At 67.2% G+C, this 18,543-nt stretch carries 19 protein-coding genes; 9 read left to right on the plus strand and 10 right to left on the minus strand.

Annotation, left to right across the window (positions count from 1 at the left end):
* The 3 genes from NM2_RS42725 to NM2_RS42735 all read left to right on the plus strand — a co-directional run.
* On the plus strand, positions 1 to 1,687 hold a 1,687-nt coding region (locus NM2_RS42725), incomplete at its 5' end, for an NAD-glutamate dehydrogenase domain-containing protein (RefSeq protein ID WP_174575751.1).
* A gap of 217 nt (positions 1,688 to 1,904) precedes the next feature.
* Positions 1,905 to 2,342 (plus strand): acyl-CoA thioesterase, encoded by a 438-nt coding sequence (locus NM2_RS42730; protein ID WP_067682418.1) that lies wholly within the window; start codon positions 1,905 to 1,907, stop codon positions 2,340 to 2,342.
* 13 nt (positions 2,343 to 2,355) lie between these two features.
* Positions 2,356 to 3,024 (plus strand): DUF8185 domain-containing protein, encoded by a 669-nt coding sequence (locus NM2_RS42735; protein ID WP_067682502.1) that lies wholly within the window; start codon positions 2,356 to 2,358, stop codon positions 3,022 to 3,024.
* Positions 3,025 to 3,056: 32 nt separating this feature from the next.
* Here the strand turns inward: NM2_RS42735 and NM2_RS42740 are convergent, their stop codons facing one another.
* The 3 genes from NM2_RS42740 to NM2_RS42750 all read right to left on the minus strand — a co-directional run bounded on the left by NM2_RS42740 (position 3,057) and on the right by NM2_RS42750 (position 5,079).
* Positions 3,057 to 3,686: a phosphatase PAP2 family protein gene (locus tag NM2_RS42740; protein WP_067682504.1), complete on the minus strand. Its 630-nt coding sequence runs from the start codon at positions 3,684 to 3,686 to the stop codon at positions 3,057 to 3,059.
* Between the two features lie 230 nt (positions 3,687 to 3,916).
* Positions 3,917 to 4,231: an AzlD domain-containing protein gene (locus NM2_RS42745; RefSeq protein ID WP_067682421.1), complete on the minus strand. Its 315-nt coding sequence runs from the start codon at positions 4,229 to 4,231 to the stop codon at positions 3,917 to 3,919.
* Entirely contained in the window at positions 4,228 to 5,079 is an 852-nt protein-coding gene (locus tag NM2_RS42750) for an AzlC family ABC transporter permease (RefSeq protein ID WP_067682424.1), read from the minus strand. The genes NM2_RS42745 and NM2_RS42750 overlap by 4 nt, the downstream gene beginning before the upstream one ends.
* Before the next feature lie 76 nt (positions 5,080 to 5,155).
* On the opposite strand from NM2_RS42750, the gene NM2_RS42755 reads away from it, so the two are divergent.
* Entirely contained in the window at positions 5,156 to 5,728 is a 573-nt protein-coding gene (locus NM2_RS42755) for a helix-turn-helix domain-containing protein (RefSeq protein WP_245718513.1), read from the plus strand.
* Positions 5,729 to 5,740: 12 nt separating this feature from the next.
* Here the strand turns inward: NM2_RS42755 and NM2_RS42760 are convergent, their stop codons facing one another.
* The gene (locus NM2_RS42760) at positions 5,741 to 6,457 is read right to left on the minus strand and encodes an HNH endonuclease (RefSeq protein ID WP_174575752.1); all 717 of its coding nucleotides are present in this window, start codon (positions 6,455 to 6,457) and stop codon (positions 5,741 to 5,743) included.
* Between the two features lie 382 nt (positions 6,458 to 6,839).
* Between NM2_RS42760 and NM2_RS42765 the strand changes: the two genes are divergently transcribed.
* From NM2_RS42765 to NM2_RS42780, 4 genes are all read left to right on the plus strand, one after another.
* Positions 6,840 to 7,277, plus strand: coding sequence for a globin (locus NM2_RS42765; RefSeq protein ID WP_067682427.1), 438 nt, complete (start codon positions 6,840 to 6,842; stop codon positions 7,275 to 7,277).
* Between the two features lie 178 nt (positions 7,278 to 7,455).
* Complete coding sequence (locus NM2_RS42770; protein WP_084532160.1) at positions 7,456 to 9,102, plus strand: glycoside hydrolase family 13 protein; 1,647 nt, start codon at positions 7,456 to 7,458, stop codon at positions 9,100 to 9,102.
* Positions 9,103 to 9,196: 94 nt separating this feature from the next.
* Positions 9,197 to 9,469 carry an aa3-type cytochrome oxidase subunit CtaJ gene (gene ctaJ, locus NM2_RS42775; RefSeq protein WP_067682433.1) on the plus strand — a complete coding sequence of 91 codons (273 nt, stop codon included), beginning with the start codon at positions 9,197 to 9,199 and terminating at the stop codon, positions 9,467 to 9,469.
* On the plus strand, positions 9,456 to 9,920 hold the full coding sequence (locus tag NM2_RS42780; protein WP_067682440.1) for a DUF5130 family protein: 465 nt from the start codon (positions 9,456 to 9,458) through the stop codon (positions 9,918 to 9,920). Before ctaJ ends, NM2_RS42780 begins: the two co-directional genes overlap by 14 nt.
* Before the next feature lie 83 nt (positions 9,921 to 10,003).
* On the opposite strand, the gene NM2_RS42785 is transcribed toward NM2_RS42780, so the two are convergent.
* From NM2_RS42785 to NM2_RS42795, 3 genes are all read right to left on the minus strand, one after another.
* Positions 10,004 to 10,729: an aspartate/glutamate racemase family protein gene (locus NM2_RS42785; protein WP_067682443.1), complete on the minus strand. Its 726-nt coding sequence runs from the start codon at positions 10,727 to 10,729 to the stop codon at positions 10,004 to 10,006.
* A gap of 3 nt (positions 10,730 to 10,732) precedes the next feature.
* On the minus strand, positions 10,733 to 12,244 hold the full coding sequence (locus NM2_RS42790) for an NCS1 family nucleobase:cation symporter-1 (protein ID WP_067682444.1): 1,512 nt from the start codon (positions 12,242 to 12,244) through the stop codon (positions 10,733 to 10,735).
* Positions 12,245 to 12,401: 157 nt separating this feature from the next.
* Positions 12,402 to 13,124, minus strand: a complete 723-nt coding sequence (locus tag NM2_RS42795) for a GntR family transcriptional regulator (RefSeq protein ID WP_084532162.1) — start codon at positions 13,122 to 13,124, stop codon at positions 12,402 to 12,404.
* Positions 13,125 to 13,782: 658 nt separating this feature from the next.
* On the opposite strand from NM2_RS42795, the gene NM2_RS42805 reads away from it, so the two are divergent.
* Positions 13,783 to 14,166, plus strand: coding sequence for a helix-turn-helix domain-containing protein (locus NM2_RS42805; RefSeq protein ID WP_084532164.1), 384 nt, complete (start codon positions 13,783 to 13,785; stop codon positions 14,164 to 14,166).
* Between the two features lie 18 nt (positions 14,167 to 14,184).
* On the opposite strand, the gene NM2_RS42810 is transcribed toward NM2_RS42805, so the two are convergent.
* The 3 genes from NM2_RS42810 to pepN form a co-directional block, all read right to left on the minus strand.
* On the minus strand, positions 14,185 to 14,775 hold the full coding sequence (locus tag NM2_RS42810) for a ClpP family protease (RefSeq protein ID WP_067682450.1): 591 nt from the start codon (positions 14,773 to 14,775) through the stop codon (positions 14,185 to 14,187).
* Between the two features lie 37 nt (positions 14,776 to 14,812).
* On the minus strand, positions 14,813 to 15,418 hold the full coding sequence (locus NM2_RS42815; protein ID WP_067682453.1) for a ClpP family protease: 606 nt from the start codon (positions 15,416 to 15,418) through the stop codon (positions 14,813 to 14,815).
* Positions 15,419 to 15,852: 434 nt separating this feature from the next.
* The gene (pepN, locus tag NM2_RS42820; RefSeq protein ID WP_067682456.1) at positions 15,853 to 18,441 is read right to left on the minus strand and encodes an aminopeptidase N; all 2,589 of its coding nucleotides are present in this window, start codon (positions 18,439 to 18,441) and stop codon (positions 15,853 to 15,855) included.
* Positions 18,442 to 18,543 lie beyond the last annotated feature (102 nt).

Consider the following 18,543-nt stretch of genomic DNA (forward strand, 5'->3'; position numbering starts at 1 on the left):
CACGGTCAAGGCTGTGCCGATCAGCCCGCAGGTGCGCGCCGTATTGGGTCTGGCCGACAACATCACCTCCCTCTCGCCGCCGGAGTTGATCCGGGCGATTCTGCTCGCACCGGTGGATCTGCTGTGGAACGGCGGTATCGGCACGTATGTGAAAGCGTCGACCGAATCCAACGCCGATGTCGGGGACAAGGCCAACGACGCGATCCGCGTCAACGCGAATGCCATGCGGGTCAAGGTGATCGGCGAGGGCGGCAATCTCGGCGCCACCGCGTTGGGCCGGATCGAGTTCTGCGCCAACGGCGGCAAGATGAACACCGATGCGCTGGACAACTCCGCGGGCGTGGACTGCTCGGACCACGAGGTCAACATCAAGGTGCTGCTCGACGGCGTGGTGACCAGCGGTGAGCTGCCCGCGGCCGACCGCAATCCGCTGCTGGCCTCGATGACCGACGACGTGTCCTCGATGGTGTTGGCGGACAACGTATCCCAGAACTTCCTGATGGGCATGTCCCGCACCGAGGCGCCGCGGATGCTGAATGTGCACATGCGCGTCATCGAGGATCTGGAGGAGCGCCGGGGATTGGACCGCGAACTCGAGGCGCTGCCCTCGGACGCGGACATGAATCGGCGGGCCGAGGCCGGTACCGGTCTGACCTCGCCCGAACTGGCGAATCTCATGGCGCACGTGAAGCTTTCGCTCAAGGCCGACCTGCTCGAGACCGATCTGCCCGACAGCCCGTTCTTCTCGGCGCGGCTGCCGGAGTACTTCCCGGTGCCGCTGCGCGAGCGGTTCGGTGCGGCGATCAAGCGCCATCGGCTGCGCAGCGAAATCGTCACCACCATGGTCGTCAACGAGATGGTCGACCTGGGTGGCATCACCTACGCGCATCGGCTGAACGAGGAGATCGGAGCGAGCGCCGGTGATTCGGCGCGGGCGTTCGCGGCGGCGAGCCAGATCTTCGGCCTGCACTCCATCTGGGAGCGTATCCGCACCTCGGACACTTCGGTCGCGGTCAAGGACGACCTCGAACTCGAGACCAAGCGCACCCTCGACCGGGCCTCGCGCTGGTTGCTGAGCAACCGGCCGCAGCCGATCGCGGTGGGGTCGGAGATTCATCGTTACAGCGAATCGGTGCGCGAGCTGGCGCCGCAGGTGCAGGGATGGTTGCGCGGTCACCACATCGACACCCTCGAGGCGCAGTCGACGAAGCTGATGGCCCGCGGTGTGCCGGAGGCCTTGGCCACCGAGGTGATCGGCCTGCTCAATCTGTTCCCGCTGCTGGACGTCATCGATATCGCCGACATCACCGAACGGGACGGCGCCGAGGTTGGCGCGCTGTACTACGCGCTCAACGAACACCTCAAGGTCGACTGGTTGCTGCAGGCGGTCAGCCACCTGGAACGCGGTGATCGCTGGCACGCCCTGGCCCGGCTCGCGCTGCGCGACGATATGTACTCCTCGTTGCGGTCGCTCACCCTGGACGTGCTCTCGGCCGGTGATCCGGAGGAGACCGCCGAGGAGAAGATCGCCTACTGGGAGTCGAAGAACCAGGCCCGCCTGGGCCGCGCCCGCGCCGCCCTCGCGGAACTGTTCCAATCCGGCACCCACGACCTGGCCACCCTGTCGGTGGCAGCCCGCCAGGTCCGCAGCATGGTCAGCGGAGTCGGCGTACAGGCCGACCGCTGAGCCGAATCCTGCCGGTCCTCGCTCAGGGGACCGGCAGGACGGGGTGGTACCGGTGGGGCTCTGTGGAGGTCCGGTCCCGCTGTGGTCGGGGGTGCGCGGCATACTGGATAGCCGATTCGGTTCGTGCGCGGTGTGGCGGTGGGCCGGACGGGCCCAGGTGCTCATCAGGTGCGGCCGTCTGCGATCAGTGGGGCGGCCATCGATCGGGAGGTATCGCGTGACAAGTGTCGATTCGCCGGACAGCGAGCGGCGTTTCCACACCAAGGTCGAGGTCCGTTGGTCCGATATGGATGTGTTCCAGCACATCAACCATGCCCGGATGGTGACGTTGCTGGAGGAGGCGCGGATTCCGTGGCTGTTCGAGGACGACCGGCCCACCAAGGGGTTGCGCGCCGGGTGCGTCCTGGCCGATCTGCATGTGCAGTACAAGGGGCAACTCCGTCACGAGGACACCCCGCTGGATGTGTCGATGTGGATCGAGCGGCTGCGGGCGGTGGACTTCACCATCGGTTACGAGGTGCGGCCCGCCGGTGCGGCGTCCGATTCCCCGGCCTCGGTGATCGCTACCACCCAGATGGCCGCCTTCGATATCGACACCCAGCGTCTGCGTCGCCTGACCGCGGCCGAACGCGATTACCTATCCCTGTGGAAGTGATGACACGGCGATGATGCCCGGACAGGGGACGCTGCTGGTCCCCGATCCCGCCGAACGCGAGAATCTCGCTACCTTCGTCGGCCGCGCGGTGCGCCTGGACCCGGCCGCGGTGATCCGGCTGCGCCGCCGTGGTGACCGGTACATCTCCGCTTGGGCGGCAACGAGTTTCGAGGTGCTGGCGGTGCGCACGGTGGTCGGGGAACTCGGCGTCGACGATGTCACCGCCGGTGGTGACGTCCTGCTCTCGGGCCTGCGCGCGCCCGCGCCGGACGGCCGGATCGATCTCGGATTCGCCATGGACTCGGCCTGGCGGACCGCGCTGCCGCCGGTGACAGGGTTCAGCCACATCGACGACATTCCGGCTCGTTCGCTGGTCGAACTGGCCGAGCGCGGCGTGGAATTGGCCGCCGAACACGGCAGCGGCCACGGTCCGCCCGCCTCGCTGCTGGAGCAGACCGTACTCACCGTCACCGGTGCAGGCGATCGGGCCGAGGTCCCGATGCGGGTCGTATTCGCCCTGACCGCAATGGATTTCATACCGCACGCGGGCGAACGTCCCGATGCGCGCCGGATCGCGCCCGGTGAGATCGTCCGGGTCCGCGCCAGCCGCACCTGGCTGCGCCTGGACGCCCGGTACGGTTCGGTCGCCCGCCGTCGCGGGCCCGCCCTGTTAGCCCGCTGATCCGCGCGGGGTGACCGCGGGATCCTCGCGGGCTACCCGCGTGCGGGAGCCGCGGCGGTCAGCACGGGACGCAGGGGCCCGCTCGACAATTTGGTCACCAGGGGAGTGGCGGTGCGCCGCAACAGCATTGTGGCGAGGTAGCCGATGACGACGCCCACGACGGCGCCCGCGAGGACGTCGTGCGGGTAGTGCGCGCCCACGTAGACCCGGGAGACGCCCATGACCGCCGCCGCGACGAATGCCCAGATGCCCAGCCTCCGGCTGACCGCCAGCAGTGCCACCGCCATCGCGAAGACCACGACGGTGTGATTGCTGGGAAAGGAATAGTCGTTGGGCGCCGCGCATTTCTCCAGCAGGAACGCGGTGGGGAATCGAAGGCAGGGTCGTCGCTCCGAGATGATCTGCTTGACCCCGTCGTTGACGATGTAGGTGATGATCGCGACGAACGGAACCGCCAGCGCCGCGGCCATCGTCGAGGCGTCGCGTCGGCGAGCGAACCACCAGGCGATGACCATGAACACCACGAACAACCCGACTCCGACTCCGCTGTACACGGTCATCGGCGTATTCAGCCCGGGGGTGTCCTTGGCGAACCGGGTCATGTCGACGTACCAGGACCCATCGATGTTCGATGCGTCCAAGCTCAGGATGTCGCTGGTCATATCCTCGTTTTCTTGGTCGAGGCGTGGGCGGGTCGCCGCCCGCACCGTGTTCGCGCAGATCATCCAGACTCGCACACGCCAACTGAGAGATTGCTGAGCTCGAGGCCGCGAGCACCGGCGACGATGTCGGCGGGAGGGCGCTGCGGTGTGTCGGCAACGGCCCGATTGCGTTGCGGTGCAGCCGTTTTCGCGCGTGCGGAGCCCGTGGCAGGATGGGTGCTGGACCGTGCTCAGGCGACTCCGGCCAGGCGCAGTAGCGCCGTGGTGGCCGCGGCGGCGAGGGCGACCACGACCAGCGGGGCCTTGCGCCAGGCGAGGACGGCCGCGACCAGCACGCCCGCGGGGAGCGCGAATCGGGCTCGATGGTCGGCCGGTACGAGGGTGGTGACCGCCAGTGCGGTGAGGAGCACGACCGAGCCGATCTCCAGAAGCTGGGCGATACGCGGCGGGAACGTCAGGCGGCGGCGCAGGACCGGTCCGGCGAATCGGAAGCCGAAGGTGCCGACGGCGAGGCAGGCGGCTCCGGCGATCAGTGCGATGGTCATGTCGCCGTAATCCGTTCCGTATTCGACGGGCCGGCTGTTGCGCTGGGCGGGTGGTTTGTCGCGCTGGACGAGCCGGCCGTCGCGTTCGACGGGCTGGCTGTCGACTGTAGGAGGTCGATATGCGATGTGGTCGGCATCGTCGCGGTCGCACTACTGCGGCGGGCGCGGATTCTGCCGATCATCGGTCCTGCGGCCAGCGCGAGGAACGCTGCGGGTAGGGCCAGCAGCACCGGGATGCCGGCGGGCAGGAACATGGCGGCAATGGCGGCCGTCACGGCTCCGGCCAGCGCCGCGCGCCGGGTCCCCCGCTGCCGCAGAGCGGGTAGCGCCAGGGTGATGAGAACCGCGGGAAAGACCGCGTCCAGCCCGAATTCGTCCGGATTCGGGACCGCGGCGCCGAGGCCGACGCCGAGCAGCGCGCCCAGCGGCCACGCCAGCAGGACGCCCAGCCCGCACAGCCAGTACGAGGCGCGACTGCGTTCCCGGTCGGATTCGCCGAGCGCCATCGCGACCGATTCGTCGTTCATCACGTGCGTGCCGAGCAGCCGACGCCAGCCGGTGCCGAGCACATCCGGCAGGGCCAGCCCGTACGGCAGATGCCGGGCATTGACCAGCAGTCCGGCGAGCACCGCAGCGATCGGGCCGCCACCTGCGGCGATGATGCCGACGAAGAGGAATTCGGCACCACCGGCCAGCACCAGCACACTGAGTACGATCGGCAGCCAGGCGGGCAGCCCGGAGGTGATCGCCGTGGCCCCGTAGGACACGCCGATCACGCAGACGGCCAGGCAGACCGCTGCGATACCGGTGAGATCACCCCGAGTCAGTGTTCGTTGTATCGAACGCACGGCTTCTATAGTGAACGGGCTGCCATGGTTCGTCAACATCGCTCCGGGCACACCCCATGTACCCTCTGGAATCACGATGACCGAGCAGGACATGATCCCCGAATCGACCCCGCAGCAGGCGATCGCGGCCGGGCTGCGACGCGAGCGTGCCCGGTCGGGGCTCTCGCTCACCGAGGTGGCCCGGCGGGCCGGGATCGCGAAATCGACTCTCTCGCAACTGGAATCGGGTTCGGGCAATCCGAGTATCGAAACCCTGTGGGCGCTGTGCACCGCCCTGGGCATCCCGTTCTCGAGTCTGCTGGACCCGCCGCAGCCGCAGGTGCGGGTGATCCGCGCCGGAGAGGGCCCGGAGGTGGCGTCCTCGACATCGCGCTACCGGGCCACCCTGCTGGCCGCCTCGCCGCCCAATGTGCGCCGCGACCTTTTCCGCATCACCGCCGAACCCGGACATCCGCGCGATTCGGACCCGCACCTGCACGGCATCGTGGAACACGTCCTGCTGGCCGCGGGCCGCGCCATGGTCGGCCCCGCCGAGGACCCCGCCGAACTGCATCCCGGCGACTACATCTGCTACCCCGGTGACCGTCCGCACGTCTTCGAAGCCCTCGAACCCGGCACCTGGGGAATGCTCGCCAGCGACTACACCTGAGCCGCCCGGTGACTACGCGGCGCCCTCGCCGAGATACTGCAACCACACCGGATCCAGGTCGGCGGTGGTCGAGAGCAAGCGCCAGTGCGGGCCCTTCGGGGCGACCATCGGATGATGCAGCGTCCAACCCAGTTCGCTGAGCAGTTTGTCGGCCTTGCGGTGGTTGCAGGGTGCGCAGGATGCGACGCAGTTCTCCCACGAGTGCGCACCGCCCCGGCTGCGCGGGATCACGTGGTCGATGGTCTCCGCTTTGCTGCCACAGTAGGCGCAGCGATATCGGTCGCGGTGCATCAGGGCCGCGCGGGTCAGCGGAACTCGCGCGCGGTAGGGAACGCGGACGTAATTGCGAAGTCGGATCACCGAGGGCAGCGCGATCGACGCACCGGCCGAATGGACGACCGTGCCCTCGTCGTTGTGGTGGACGGCGTCGGCCTTGTCGCAGATCAGCAGCACGATGGCGCGACGTGCGGACAGGGCGGTCAGCGGCTCGTAGGTGGCGTTCAGAAGCAGCACCCGGCGCTTGCGCCATGCGGCCTGCGGTGGATTCTCCAGATTGCGATACACCGGGGTGTCGCAGGGAGAGTGATCAGAATGGTCACGATCGGAATGGGAATGTTCGGACACGATCTGCAGCGGAGAGGCCCCCGACCCACGATTGTGGACGTCGGCGGGCTGGAGTTGTCGATGCGCTCTGGCCTCCTGGGACCGCGCGCCGTGCCGCTGCTTCATGAGGACCCCGAATTCGTTAGTCCGGTTCGTATGGTATCTGGGCAGACACTGCCACCCAGTTGACCACGGAACTCGTACCAATGCACGAGTATTTCCCACATTGTCGGGCACGTTCGGATGAACAGCACGTGATCGGCGGTGATCGCGGACGGGTTCCGCACGTGTGCCCGTGCGGGCGGCATCGCGTTCCGCGCTCGACCGGCCGGTTCGCATCCGGCGACTATGCTGCGGGTACGGCGGGCTGTCCGGCCGGGAGGGACGGCGTGCGGCCTCGGGGATGTCCGGTGGCCGCGGACGAGGCGACGAAGGAGCGAGTAGGTGGCCGGTGAACGACGAGCCGCGGGTAGCCGCGAGCACGCCGGACGGAGCGAGGCGGTCGCGCATGGCTGAGCGTTCGGGTGCGGGGGCCGCGAACTCCCCGGGGCAGGCGACCGATCCGGCGACGTTCTACGAGGCGGTCGGCGGCGCGGAGACCTTCGGACGGCTCGTCGCGACGTTCTATCGCGAGGTGGCCGCCGACGAGGTGCTGCGTCCGCTGTATCCGGAACAGGATCTCCGGCCCGCCGAGCGCCGCCTGCGGATGTTCCTCGAACAGTACTGGGGCGGTCCGCGCACCTACTCCGACGAGCGCGGGCATCCGCGACTGCGCATGCGGCACATGCCGTTTCGAATCGGCCCGATCGAACGCGATGCGTGGCTGCGCTGTATGCGCATCGCCGTCGACGAGATCGGATCCGACGTCATGGACGACGAGCACCGCCGCGCACTGCTGGATTACCTGGAGATGGCGGCGAATTCGCTGGTCAATTCGCCTTTCTGAAGGTTGTGACACAAAACCTGGTGCAACCCAGAGCTTTTCCGGACAAGAGGCATCGGGTGCTGATCATTAGCCAAATGTCACCAACACTGCGTAGTTGCCGCACCTTCGCCGGAAACCTTTGGCACTATTGGGTGTCGTGACGCCTTCATCACCCGGAGATCCGGCGACAGGGCCGGATATGGGGTCCTCCGTGGTTGTGCCGACGGGCTCGTCCGGGCCCGATACTTCCGACGAATCAGCAGTGGCCGAGTCCGATGCGCCCGACGGGCGGTGGTGGCGCTCGGCGGTGTTCTATCAGGTCTATCCGCGCTCGTTCGCCGATTCCGGCGGTGACGGCGTCGGCGATCTGGGCGGCCTGCTGGACCGGCTCGGCTATCTCGAACTTCTCGGCGTGGACGCGCTGTGGATCTGCCCGGTGATGCGCTCGCCGATGGCCGACGGGGGTTACGACGTCAGCGATCCACGCGATATCGACCCGCTCTTCGGCGATGTCGCGGTGTTCGACGAGGTACTCGCCGAGGCGCACGACCGGGGGATGCGGGTCACCATGGATCTGGTGCCCAATCACACCAGCGACCGGCATCCGTGGTTCACCGCGGCGCTGGCGGCCGCACCCGGCAGCCCCGAACGCGATCGCTATATCTTCCGCGACGGCCGCGGTCCCGGCGGCGCCGAGCCGCCGAACAACTGGCCCAGTGTCTTCGGCGGGCCCGCGTGGACTCGCGTCACCGCCCCGGACGGCACGCCCGGCCAGTGGTACCTGCACATCTTCGCCGCCGAACAGCCCGATCTGAACTGGGAGAATCCCGAGGTCATCGCGGATTTCGAGCGGACCATGCGGTTCTGGCTGGACCGCGGCGTCGACGGATTCCGCATCGATGTGGCGCACGGCATGGCCAAACCGGCGGACCTGCCCGATATGGACCGCGTGGACACCCGGATGCTCGTGCACGACGACAGCGATCCGCGGTTCAACAATCCGGGAGTGCACGATATCCATCGCCGCCTGCGCAAGGTGCTCGACGAATACCCGGACGCGGTGTCGATCGGCGAGGTGTGGGTGGACGACAACGCGCGTTTCGCCGAGTACGTGCGGCCCGACGAACTGCATCTCGCCTTCAATTTCCGGCTCGCCGAGACGTCCTTCGACGCGGCGAAAATCCGTGCGGCGGTGGATAATTCGATCGCGGCGGTGGCATCGGTGGATGCCGTGCCGACCTGGACGCTGTCCAATCACGACATCGAGCGCGAGGTCACCCGGTACGGCGGCGGGGCCGCGGGACTGCGCCGGGCGCGCGCGATGTTCCTGCTCGAGCTGGCCCTGCCGGGTGCGGTATTCCTCTACAACGGTTCGGAATTGGGCCTGCCCAACGTCGACGATCTGCCCGAGGACGCGCTGCGGGATCCGGTGTGGGAGCGGTCCGGGCATACCGAACGCGGTCGCGACGGGTGCCGGGTGCCGATTCCGTGGGAGGGGCGGCAGCCGCCGTTCGGGTTCACCAGCGCCGAGCGTTCCTGGCTGCCGATTCCGCCGCAGTGGGTCGGGCTGACCGTGGAGTCGCAGCTCGAGCGACTGGACTCGATGGTGTCGCTGTGCCGGATGGCGATCGAATTGCGCGGTGTGCGACCGGAATTCGCGGGAACCGGACTGGAGTGGTACGGCAGTCCGGCTGGATGCCTGGCCTTCCGGCGCACGGGCGGGTTGATCTGTGTGCTCAATACCTCACCCGTGCCCACGCCGCTGCCGCCGGGCGAGGTGCTGCTGTCCAGCGTTCCGATCGAGGGCGCGCTGCTGCCGCCGGATACGGCGGCGTGGCTGGTGTAGCACGGACGGTCGACCGGGTGCGTGAACGGACACGAACGGGTGAACAGGCTCACCAGTCCGACACGCTCTGGAAGGCATCGACTACCGTTGGGTCGTGAGCATTCTCGAGACAGTGCTGATCTTTGTCGGCATTCCGCTGGTGATCTACGCGGTCATCGCGGGGTTGTCGTTCCTCGGCAAGCCGTATCCCGGGGAGAAGCCGGTCCACTACAACCTCGGCGACAAGTGGACCGCGGACCCGGTGCTGTGGAGCGCGACCGACGAGGTGACCGGCCACGGCCACCACGACGCCTCGCACGGCACCCACGACGCAATCGAATCCGCCGAGTCGGACCTGATCGGAGGCCGGGCAAGTGGCAAGTTCTAATTGGCCCGCGGTGGTCGAGGCCGACCTCCCGCACGGATTTGTCGTCACCACCAGCGGACGCGTTTCCGGGGTGCACGAGCCGGGCACCATCTTCCGGGAGGCGCCGTTCAGCGACACCGAGCGGTTGATCATGGACAACACGCTCACCGAGGTCACCCGCGCCACCAAGGTCCGGTTCAACATCTTCATCGGTGATCTGGGCGCGGATTCGGCCGCCGGCGCCGATGCGATCTTCCCGCACACTCCCGAGGCGGCGCGTTCGGTGCTCATCGCCGTGTCCCCGAACGACAAGGCCGTCGAGGTGCGTTCGGGCCGCGACGTCGCCGACCGGGTCAACGACCGGATCTGCCAGCTTGGCCTGACCGCTCTGCTGAGCTCCCTGCGTCAGGGTGAGCTGATCGACGGTCTGGTCTCGGCCGTGCGCGTCATGGGCTCGGCCATCGGCCGCTGATCCCGCGCTGCTACGTCTCTCCGCTCCAGCGTGTCGGGTGCGGAGAGACTGTGCGTTTCGGGGCTGGTATGTGCGCGGGTCGCCTATCTCTCGAATCCGTTCAGTAGGCCCGTGTACTGCTTCGGAAGCGGTGCGGCGAACTCGCCGCGTCCGGACTTCCGCAGCCCCAGGGTGAGTAGCGATTGCACGGTCACGGTCGCCGCGCCGACACCGTCGACGACCGGCACCCCGACCTCGGTGGTCAGGTGATCGCACAGGTCGGCCATGCCCGCGCAGCCGAGCACGATCGCGTCGGAGTCGTCGGCGGCCACCGCGTTCCGGCATGCCTCGGCGATCACGCCGCGCACCTTCGGGTCGTCCAGTTCCAGCACCGGAATGTCGGTGGCGTGCACACCGCGGCAGAACCGTTGCATGCCATAGCGTTCGGCGAGGTCCCTCGCCTGCCCGGTGGTGCGTGCCAGCGTCGTGACGACGCTGAATCCCCGGCCCAGGTGACTGGCGGCGTACATCGCGGCCTCGGCGATGCCGATCACGGGTCCGCGTGCCAGCTCCCGCGCGGCATACAGGCCCGGGTCTCCGAAACATGCGATGACATAGCCGTCCACCCCTTCGGTCTCGCCGCGGATGATCTCGGTCAGCAGCCCTGGAACGGACAGCGCGTCGTCGTAATGACTTTCGATGGACGCCGGGCCCATGGTGTTGGTGACGGCCTCCACCATGGTGCCCGGAGCCGCGACGGCACGAGCGCACTGCTCGATCAACGCGGTCATCGACGCTGTCGTATTCGGGTTGATGACACGGATTCGCACGTCTCAGCTCTCTGTTGTCGCGGTCGTCGGTGACGGGACGGGAGTGCGCCGGGTCAGCAGGCGGTAGACCACCAGACTCAGTCCACAACCGATGAACCAGCTGTACTGGGCGGCGGTGTACATCCCGGTGAGGTGGCCGGAGGTGAATACCGGGAACACGGCGACGATCGCGGCGATCACCGTCGCGATGATCGCGGACGGGTGGTAGCCCTTGCGATACCAGTAGATGCCCCGGGGCGAGAGCGTGAACAAGTCGTCGACGACGATGCGCTGTTTACGCACCAGGTAGTAGTCGGCGATCAGGACCCCGAACAGCGGACCGATGAAGGCGCCCAACGTTTCCAGCGTGTAATGGATGACCGTCGGGCTGTTGTAGAGGTTCCACGGGGTGATGAGCAGCGAACCGACCGCGGCGATCATGCCGCCGGCACGCCAGCTGATCTTCTGCGGGTTCACGTTGGAGAAATCGAACGCGGGCGAGACGAAATTTGCGACGATGTTGATGCCGATGGTGGCGACCGTGAAGGTCAGCGCGCCGAGAATGATCGCCGTGGTGTTGTCGATCCGGGCCACGGTCTGCACCGGATCGGTGATCAGCTGTCCGAAGACCGGTACCGTCAGTGACGCGGTCACCACCACGAGCAGCGAGAACACCAGGAAGTTGATCGGCAGACCGAGCAGATTGCCGCGGCGCACCACCGCGAAGCTCCTGCCGTACCTGGAGAAGTCGCCGAAGTTCAGCATCGGGCCGGAGAAGTACGACACGACCAGCGCTATCGCGCCCAGCATCACCGATATCGCAGACCAGCCGTGGTGGCTCACGGTGGCCAGATCGAGATTGATGTGGCGCCAGCCGCCCTTGGCGATCAGATACCCGCACAGCACGAACATCACGACATAGACCGCCGGACCGCAAAAGTCTATGAACCGGCGGATCGCGTCCATGCCGCGCCAGAATACGCACGCCTGCAACACCCACAGCACCAGATAGCTGGCCCAGCCCAGCGCCGAGAGGCCCAGGAAACCGTAATCGTTCACCTCGGCGTAGGCGGCCAGACTCGGAAACAGTTTGATCAGCACGACGTCCAGCGCCGCCGAGGCCAGATACGTCTGGATGCCGTACCAGGCGACCGCGATCAGACCGCGGATGATCGCGGGCAGGTTGGCGCCGAGCACCCCGAATGCGCTGCGGCACACCACCGGATACGGCACGCCGCCGCGCTGGCTGGGCTTGGCGACCAGATTGCACATCAGGTAGACGATGCCGATGCCGACGACCAGCGAGACCAGTACCTGCCAGCTCGCCAGCCCGAGGGCGAACAGGCTGCCCGCGGTGACGTAGCCGCCGACGCTGTGCACGTCCGACATCCAGAACGCGAAGATGTTGTACGAGCCCCAGGTCTGCTCGGGCAGGGGAGCCAGGTCCGTGTTGGTCAGTCGGGGGTCGTAGGTCGGCGTGCCGGTGGTCTCGGCGGCTACCGTGGCTGCCGGTGGCGGCGTTGCGATTTCGGTCATGTCGCGCTTCCGATCTTGCACATCCCCAGGGAGGGAAAGGGATTGTGGTGCGCGACACTAGTCAGACCGTATTGCCTGGCTGTTGCGAGAAATTGCCTCGCTGTTGCGAGAAGGATATATCTTTGCGCGGCCCGTCCGGATCGGCGGGAAGCGCTGGTCAGAGCGTCGGATCGACGAACAGTCCGGTGTCGGTGGGCAATTGTGCCACCGCTCGGTTCAACCTGGTGTGATGCAGTTCGGCGGCCGCGAGCAGCGCTTCGGCGTCGCCGCTGAGGAAGGCCGCCAGCATCCGGTCGTGATCGGCGTGCAACCGCACGCGTTCACCCGTGCTGACGTGCACCATCGACTGCACGGGTTCGGTGATGTTCCAGGCGAATTCCAGCATGTGCACCAGCCGCGCCATGCCCGAGGCCTGGGTCAGGGCGAGATGGAAGTTGCGGCTCTCGCGGTGGTAGGCGGTCGAATCATCATCGCGCACAGCCTGTTCCAGGCGAGCGTGTGCCTCGGTCACCAGGCGGTGATCCTGCGGCGTGGCCGCGGTGACCGCCGCGGCCAGCGCCACCGATTCCAGTCGTTCCCGCACGACGTACAGCTCGTGCAATTCGGCCGTGGTCAACTGGGTGACCCGATAGCCGAAGTTGGGCCGGTGCTCCACCAGGCCCTCACCGATCAGCGTCTGCAGAGATTCCCGCACGGGGATGACGCTGACCGCGAACCGGTCGGCCAATGCCCGCAACGGCAGCCCGACGCCGGGCGGCACGTTGCCGTCCAGGATCAGCCGGCGCAGTGCGTCCAGGATCTCCTGCTGCGAATAGCCGCGTTCGAGGTCTCGAGGCGGGGTGAGCTGCGGTAGCTGGGGCAGGCGCGGGCGCGGGGGCATCGGATCACCGTAAGCCGACCGGGCGTTCAGTTCTTGTCGTACGAGACGGCCGGTGCCTTTCCGCCCGATCGGATGAGCGGTGTTGAGGTTGTGGCTGTAGGCGTGTGCGCCTGCCGCCGAGAGTCTTTGGGTTGCCCCTCGTTCAGCAGTCCGAGGCACGCGCAGATCTCGACGTTCGGATTGTCGGTTTTGATTGCGGCGATGGTGTTTTCGATTCGGGTGATGTCGCGTTCGCCGGGACCTCGTCCGCTGGCGACGAGGCAGACGCGCTTCGCGCCCGCGCGTATCGCGTTATCGGCGATTTGCGCTGTCCTGTCCGGTGAGATCCACGAGTACTTCAGTACCTCGGATTCGGAACCGAGGCGCTGGGAGAGGTAGCCGCGGTCTTCGCCGCCAGCAGCGCCAACCCCTCGGCCCTCGGGGGAGCCACCCCGCCTAACGCCTTGTCTACCAAGAGATTCAACAATCCACTTGTCATGCCATGGCAACCTCTCTCGAGATTGAACGCTGTTCAAGTATGGCTGTGAACAGCTAATTCATAGTGCAACCAACTTCGAATGTTGACAGCGGTCGTATGTTTGGGGTGCGTCTGGGCGGGTTTATCTGCTGTGAGCAGAATTGGGGTGGGTGGCCGGGGCTGGGATCGTAGGCTCGGGACATGGCCGAGCATCCGCGACTGCATTCCATTCCCGGTGGACGACACGATCGGCCGCGGCCGGAACCGGCGGAGCCGGTGGAGGAACCGCTGTGGCGCGAGGCGCTGGGGCGGCGGCTGCGGGCACTGCGAACCGAGCAGCGCGAGACGTTGGCCGAAACTGCCGGGCGCGCAGGCGTTTCGCCGCAGTATCTGTCCGAGGTCGAGCGCGGCCGCAAGGATCCTTCCAGTGAGATGATCGCCGCACTCGCCGGAGCCCTCGGCGTCACCCTCATCGGCCTCACCGAACAGGTGGTGCGCGATCTACATCAGCAGCGCCGCACCGCATTTGCCACCTCGGGCCCGCCGCGCACCGCGGGCCCGACCATGTACGCCTTGGCTGCGTGAGCAATCGGCAGGACGTGCTCAGCCGACAGGGGCGAGAATTTTGTCGATCAGGCCGTAGTCGACGGCCGAATTGGCGGTGAATACCCGGTCGCGGTCGGTGTCGTGGCGGAGGGTTTCGATGTTCTGGCCGGTGTGGCGGGACAGGATGGATTCGATCTCCGCGCGCATGCGAACCAGTTCGTCGGCCTGGAGGATCAAATCGGGGATCGCGCCCTGGCCGCGGGTGGCGGGCTGGTGCAGGACGACGCGGCCGTGCGGCAGCATCGCGCGACGTCCCGCGGTGCCGCCCGCGAGCAGAACAGCGCCGACCGCGATGGCCTGGCCGACGCAGGTCGTCGCGACGGGTGAGCGGATGTACTGCATGGTGTCGTAGACCGCGAGCATGGCTGGCAGATCACCGCCCTCGCAGTTGATGTACAGGTTGATGTCCTGTCCGGGACTGTCCGCGTCCAGGTGGAGCAACTGCGCGATGAGAGCGTTGGCGACGCCCGCATCGATCGGCGTGCCCAGGTAGACGATTCGCTCGGTGAGCAGATGTGAGTAGACGTCCATGATCCGCTCGCCGCGCGGATGCTGGGCGATGACGTTCGGGATCGTGTAGCTGGTCATGATTGCACCTCGGCGGTCGTGGTGGTGGTCTGTTCGGTCACGCGTTTATTCCCACCCGCGGCCGTTTCGGGATGACCTGGTCGAAGGAGTCGACGATCCGGTCGACGAAGCCGTAATCCCTGGCCTGCTCGGCGGTGAACCAGCGATCGTGCAGCGAATCCTCGTAGATGCGGTCGAAGGGTTGCCCGGTGTCCTCGGCGATGATGCCGAGCACGGTATTCACCGTGTGTCGCAGATCGTCGGCCTGCACCTCGACCTCACCGGCGGTGCCGCCGATCCCGGACGAACCCTGATGCATCAGAATTCTGGCGTGCGGCAGGGCGAAACGTCGCCCGGGGCTGCCCGCGGAGAGCAGGAATTGTCCTGCGCTGCAAGCCAATCCGAGAGCCAGCGTGGACACCTCGCACGGGATGAGCCGCATGGTGTCGCGGATCGCGAGCATCGAGGGAACCGAGCCGCCGGGGGAGTGGATCCACAGCGAGACGGCCCCGTCGGGATCCTCGGCGGCGAGCGTGAGCAGCTGCGTCATCAACACCGTGCCGTTGTCGTCGTCCAGCGGTCCGTCGAGTACCAGAATGCGGCGGCCGAACAGCTGTTCGCGCATCCGCCAACCGAACATCGGAGTCTTGTCGTCCTGAGCCATGCCTCCACAGTGCCGTGTGGCCGCGACGAAATCGCCCCACGCTGCCCAGAGCGGATCTGCTCACAGCAGCGGACTATCGAGTCGAGTTGAATTGGCGCAGAGAATATTTCGTGCGGGTAGGTCCGGCTCGCCAACTGGACGGATCCGCCCACCCCGGGATTCCGGGGCTGCCGCGTGGCGCGTGGTCTCCCTGGCCTTCGCGATGCAGAAGATTCTGGAAAGGGGAATGGGTGATGCCTGTGATCGACCTGCCTGTCGGTACCGGATCCGTGGAGGTGACCGTAACGCTCCTGCGATCGCTGGGCGTCACCTCGCTGTGTGCACGATCTCCGCGAACTTCGCGAACTGTGATGGTCGGCCCTGGTAGCAAGAGCGCATCCGGATCCGACACGGCCCCTCCCGCGTCGGCGGAAGGGGCCGTGCCGGCGAATCACTCAGCTGGCGTCGAACGACCTTGCGCGCAAGGAACGTTCGATGCCCGCCTTGCCCTCGACGACCAGGCGGCGCAGGGCCGGTGGGTGGTCGTCGGCGAGGAACTTGTCCGCCGCCGCGACGGCCTCGTCGGTGATCGCCCAGTGCGGGTAGAGGCCGACCACGACGGTCTGGGCCACCTCGCTGGAACGGCGCTCCCACACCGCGGGAATCTCGGCGAAGTAGCGCCCGACGTAGGGGGCGAGCAGTTCGGCCTGACCGTTCGGTGCGAAGCCGCCCACGATCGCGCGGGTGGTGATGTTCGGCAGCGAATCGTCGGTCAGCACCGAATCCCAGGCACGCTGCTTGACCGCGGCCCGCGGGCGTGCGGTCGCTGCGGCTGCGGCCTGACGACGGCCCGCGGCGGTCGGGTCACGATCCAATTCGGCGTCGATGACCGGTGTTTCGTCGCCCTCGGCATCGATGACGCCGGACGCGGCCAGCGCCTGCACGATTCGCCAGCGCAGGTCGGTGTCGACCAGCAGGCCGGGCAGGCCCGCGTTCGCGGGATCGTCGGACAGCAGCGCGTTCAGCACGTCGGTGTGCGCGGGGGACAGTCGCGCGCCGGTCAACGCGTTGACGAAGGCGAGCTGGTGGTCCGAGCCCGCCTCGGCGGCGCGCGCCAGCTCGAGCAGCCGGTCGGCGAATTCCGGCCAGCCGGTGGCCGCGGCCCACTCCGGATCGGCGTAGCTGCTCAGCGCGGTGTTCGCCTGCATCAGAAGACGTTGCACCACACCGATTTCCGACTCCGACCCGACGCCGCGGCGGACCAGCGCGACGAAATCGCGGGCCCGCATCTCGGCCTGCCGGGTCATCTCCCACGCCGCCGACCAGCACAGGGTGCGCGGCAGCGATTCGGCGATATCGGCGATGCGGGTGGTGACCGTCTCCAGGGACTCCGGGTCCAGCCGCACCGAGCAGTAGGTGAGATCGTCGTCGTTGATCAGCACCAGTTTGCCGCGCTCCACGCCGATCAGTTCGGGCACCTCGGTGCGCTCGGCGGCGGCCACGTCGAGCTCTATGCGCTTGGTGCGCACCAGCTTTCCGTCGTGATCGTCGTAGACGCCGATGGCCAGGCGATGTGTCCGGCGCTCACCGGCGCCGGGCGCGGCCCCCTCCTGCACCACCGCGAACGAGGTGAATTTGCCGTCGGCCACCTCGAACTCCGGGCGCAGGATGTTCAGGCCGGTGGTCTTGAGCCACTGCGCACCCCAGCTGGAAAGGTCACGGCCGGAGGACTTTTCGAGCGCGCCCACCAGATCGTCGAATGTGGCGTTGCCGTAGGCGTGTTCGGCGAAGTAGTCGCGCAGTCCGGCCAGGAACGGCTCACGGCCGACGTAGGCGACCAACTGCTTGAGCACCGAAGCGCCCTTGGCGTAGGTGATTCCGTCGAAGTTCACCTCGACCGCGGCCAGATCCGGAATGTCCGCGGCGATCGGATGGGTCGAGGGCAACTGGTCCTGACGGTACGCCCACGACTTCTCCACATTCGCGAAAGTGGTCCAGGCGCTGGTGTATTCGGTCGCCGAGGTCTGGGCCAGGACCGAGGCGAAGGTCGCGAAGGACTCGTTCAGCCACAGGTCGTCCCACCACTTCATGGTGACCAGATCGCCGAACCACATGTGTGCCATCTCGTGCAGCACGGTCTCGCAGCGGCGCTCGTAGGAGGCGCGAGTCACCTTGGAGCGGAACACGTAATCCTCGAGGAAGGTGACCGCGCCCGCGTTCTCCATTGCGCCGGCGTTGAATTCGGGGACGAACAGCTGGTCGTACTTGCCGAACGCGTACGGCACACCGAAATTGGCGTGGTAGAAGCCGAAGCCCTGTTTGGTCTCGGTGAACAGCCGCTCGGCGTCCATGTGCTCGGCCAGCGACGCGCGGCAGTAGATGCCCAGCGGGATGCTGCCGTGAGCGTCGGTGTAGCTGTCGGTCCATTTCGCGTACGGACCGGCGATCAGCGCCACCAGATAGGTGCTCATCTTCGGGGTGGTGGCGAAGGTGTGCCGCACGACCGACCCGGACGGCTGAGTATCGGTTGCGGCTCCGTTGGAGATCACCTCCCAGTCCTGCGGCGCGGTGACGGAGATGTCGTAGGTGGCCTTCAGGTCGGGCTGGTCGAAGCAGGCGAACATCCGCTTGGCATCGGCGGTTTCGAACTGCGAGTACAGATAGACCTTGTCGTCGGTGGGGTCGACGAACCGATGCAGGCCCTCACCGGTGTGCGAGTATTCGGCATCGGCCTCGACGACGAGTTCGTTGCGCTCGGCCAGGCCGGTCAGCGTGAGCCCCACGGATTCGTCGTACTCGCCGATCTCGACCGGCACGCCGTTGAGCACGGCGGACCGCACACCGGCCCCGACGAAGTCGACGAACGTCTCCGCCCCGGGCTGCGCGGTGAACGTGACGGTGGAGCGGGAGAAGAACGTCTCGCCCGTGCTCGCGGCAGGCTCGGTCGGCTGGCCCGTCAGATCGAGTTCGACGCGATAGTTCTCCACGCTGATCGTCGCGGCCCGTGCAATCGCCTGCTCACGGGTGAGGTTCGGTGCGGACAAGGAGACTCCTTCGCTGGTCGGAGAACTGTGCCGGGCAGGCTGCCCCCTCCGGTCCGTGGAGCGGGCGGCACTGTCGGCTCGGTGCGTCGTGCGGTCCGCCTC

Source organism: Nocardia miyunensis NBRC 108239, assembly GCF_001613065.1.
Lineage (GTDB): Bacteria > Actinomycetota > Actinomycetes > Mycobacteriales > Mycobacteriaceae > Nocardia > Nocardia miyunensis.

Bases quoted from the DNA above. Each gene is read 5' to 3' on its own strand.
- NM2_RS42735 (WP_067682502.1), top strand. From the start codon at position 2,356: ATGCCCGGACAGGGGACGCTGCTGGTCCCCGATCCCGCCGAACGCGAG.
- NM2_RS42740 (WP_067682504.1), bottom strand. From the start codon at position 3,686: ATGACCAGCGACATCCTGAGCTTGGACGCATCGAACATCGATGGGTCC.
- NM2_RS42745 (WP_067682421.1), bottom strand. From the start codon at position 4,231: ATGACCATCGCACTGATCGCCGGAGCCGCCTGCCTCGCCGTCGGCACC.
- NM2_RS42755 (WP_245718513.1), top strand. From the start codon at position 5,156: ATGACCGAGCAGGACATGATCCCCGAATCGACCCCGCAGCAGGCGATC.
- NM2_RS42760 (WP_174575752.1), bottom strand. From the start codon at position 6,457: ATGAAGCAGCGGCACGGCGCGCGGTCCCAGGAGGCCAGAGCGCATCGA.
- NM2_RS42765 (WP_067682427.1), top strand. From the start codon at position 6,840: ATGGCTGAGCGTTCGGGTGCGGGGGCCGCGAACTCCCCGGGGCAGGCG.
- NM2_RS42770 (WP_084532160.1), top strand. From the start codon at position 7,456: ATGGGGTCCTCCGTGGTTGTGCCGACGGGCTCGTCCGGGCCCGATACT.
- NM2_RS42790 (WP_067682444.1), bottom strand. From the start codon at position 12,244: ATGACCGAAATCGCAACGCCGCCACCGGCAGCCACGGTAGCCGCCGAG.
- NM2_RS42795 (WP_084532162.1), bottom strand. From the start codon at position 13,124: ATGCCCCCGCGCCCGCGCCTGCCCCAGCTACCGCAGCTCACCCCGCCT.
- NM2_RS42805 (WP_084532164.1), top strand. From the start codon at position 13,783: ATGGCCGAGCATCCGCGACTGCATTCCATTCCCGGTGGACGACACGAT.
- NM2_RS42810 (WP_067682450.1), bottom strand. From the start codon at position 14,775: ATGACCAGCTACACGATCCCGAACGTCATCGCCCAGCATCCGCGCGGC.
- NM2_RS42815 (WP_067682453.1), bottom strand. From the start codon at position 15,418: ATGGCTCAGGACGACAAGACTCCGATGTTCGGTTGGCGGATGCGCGAA.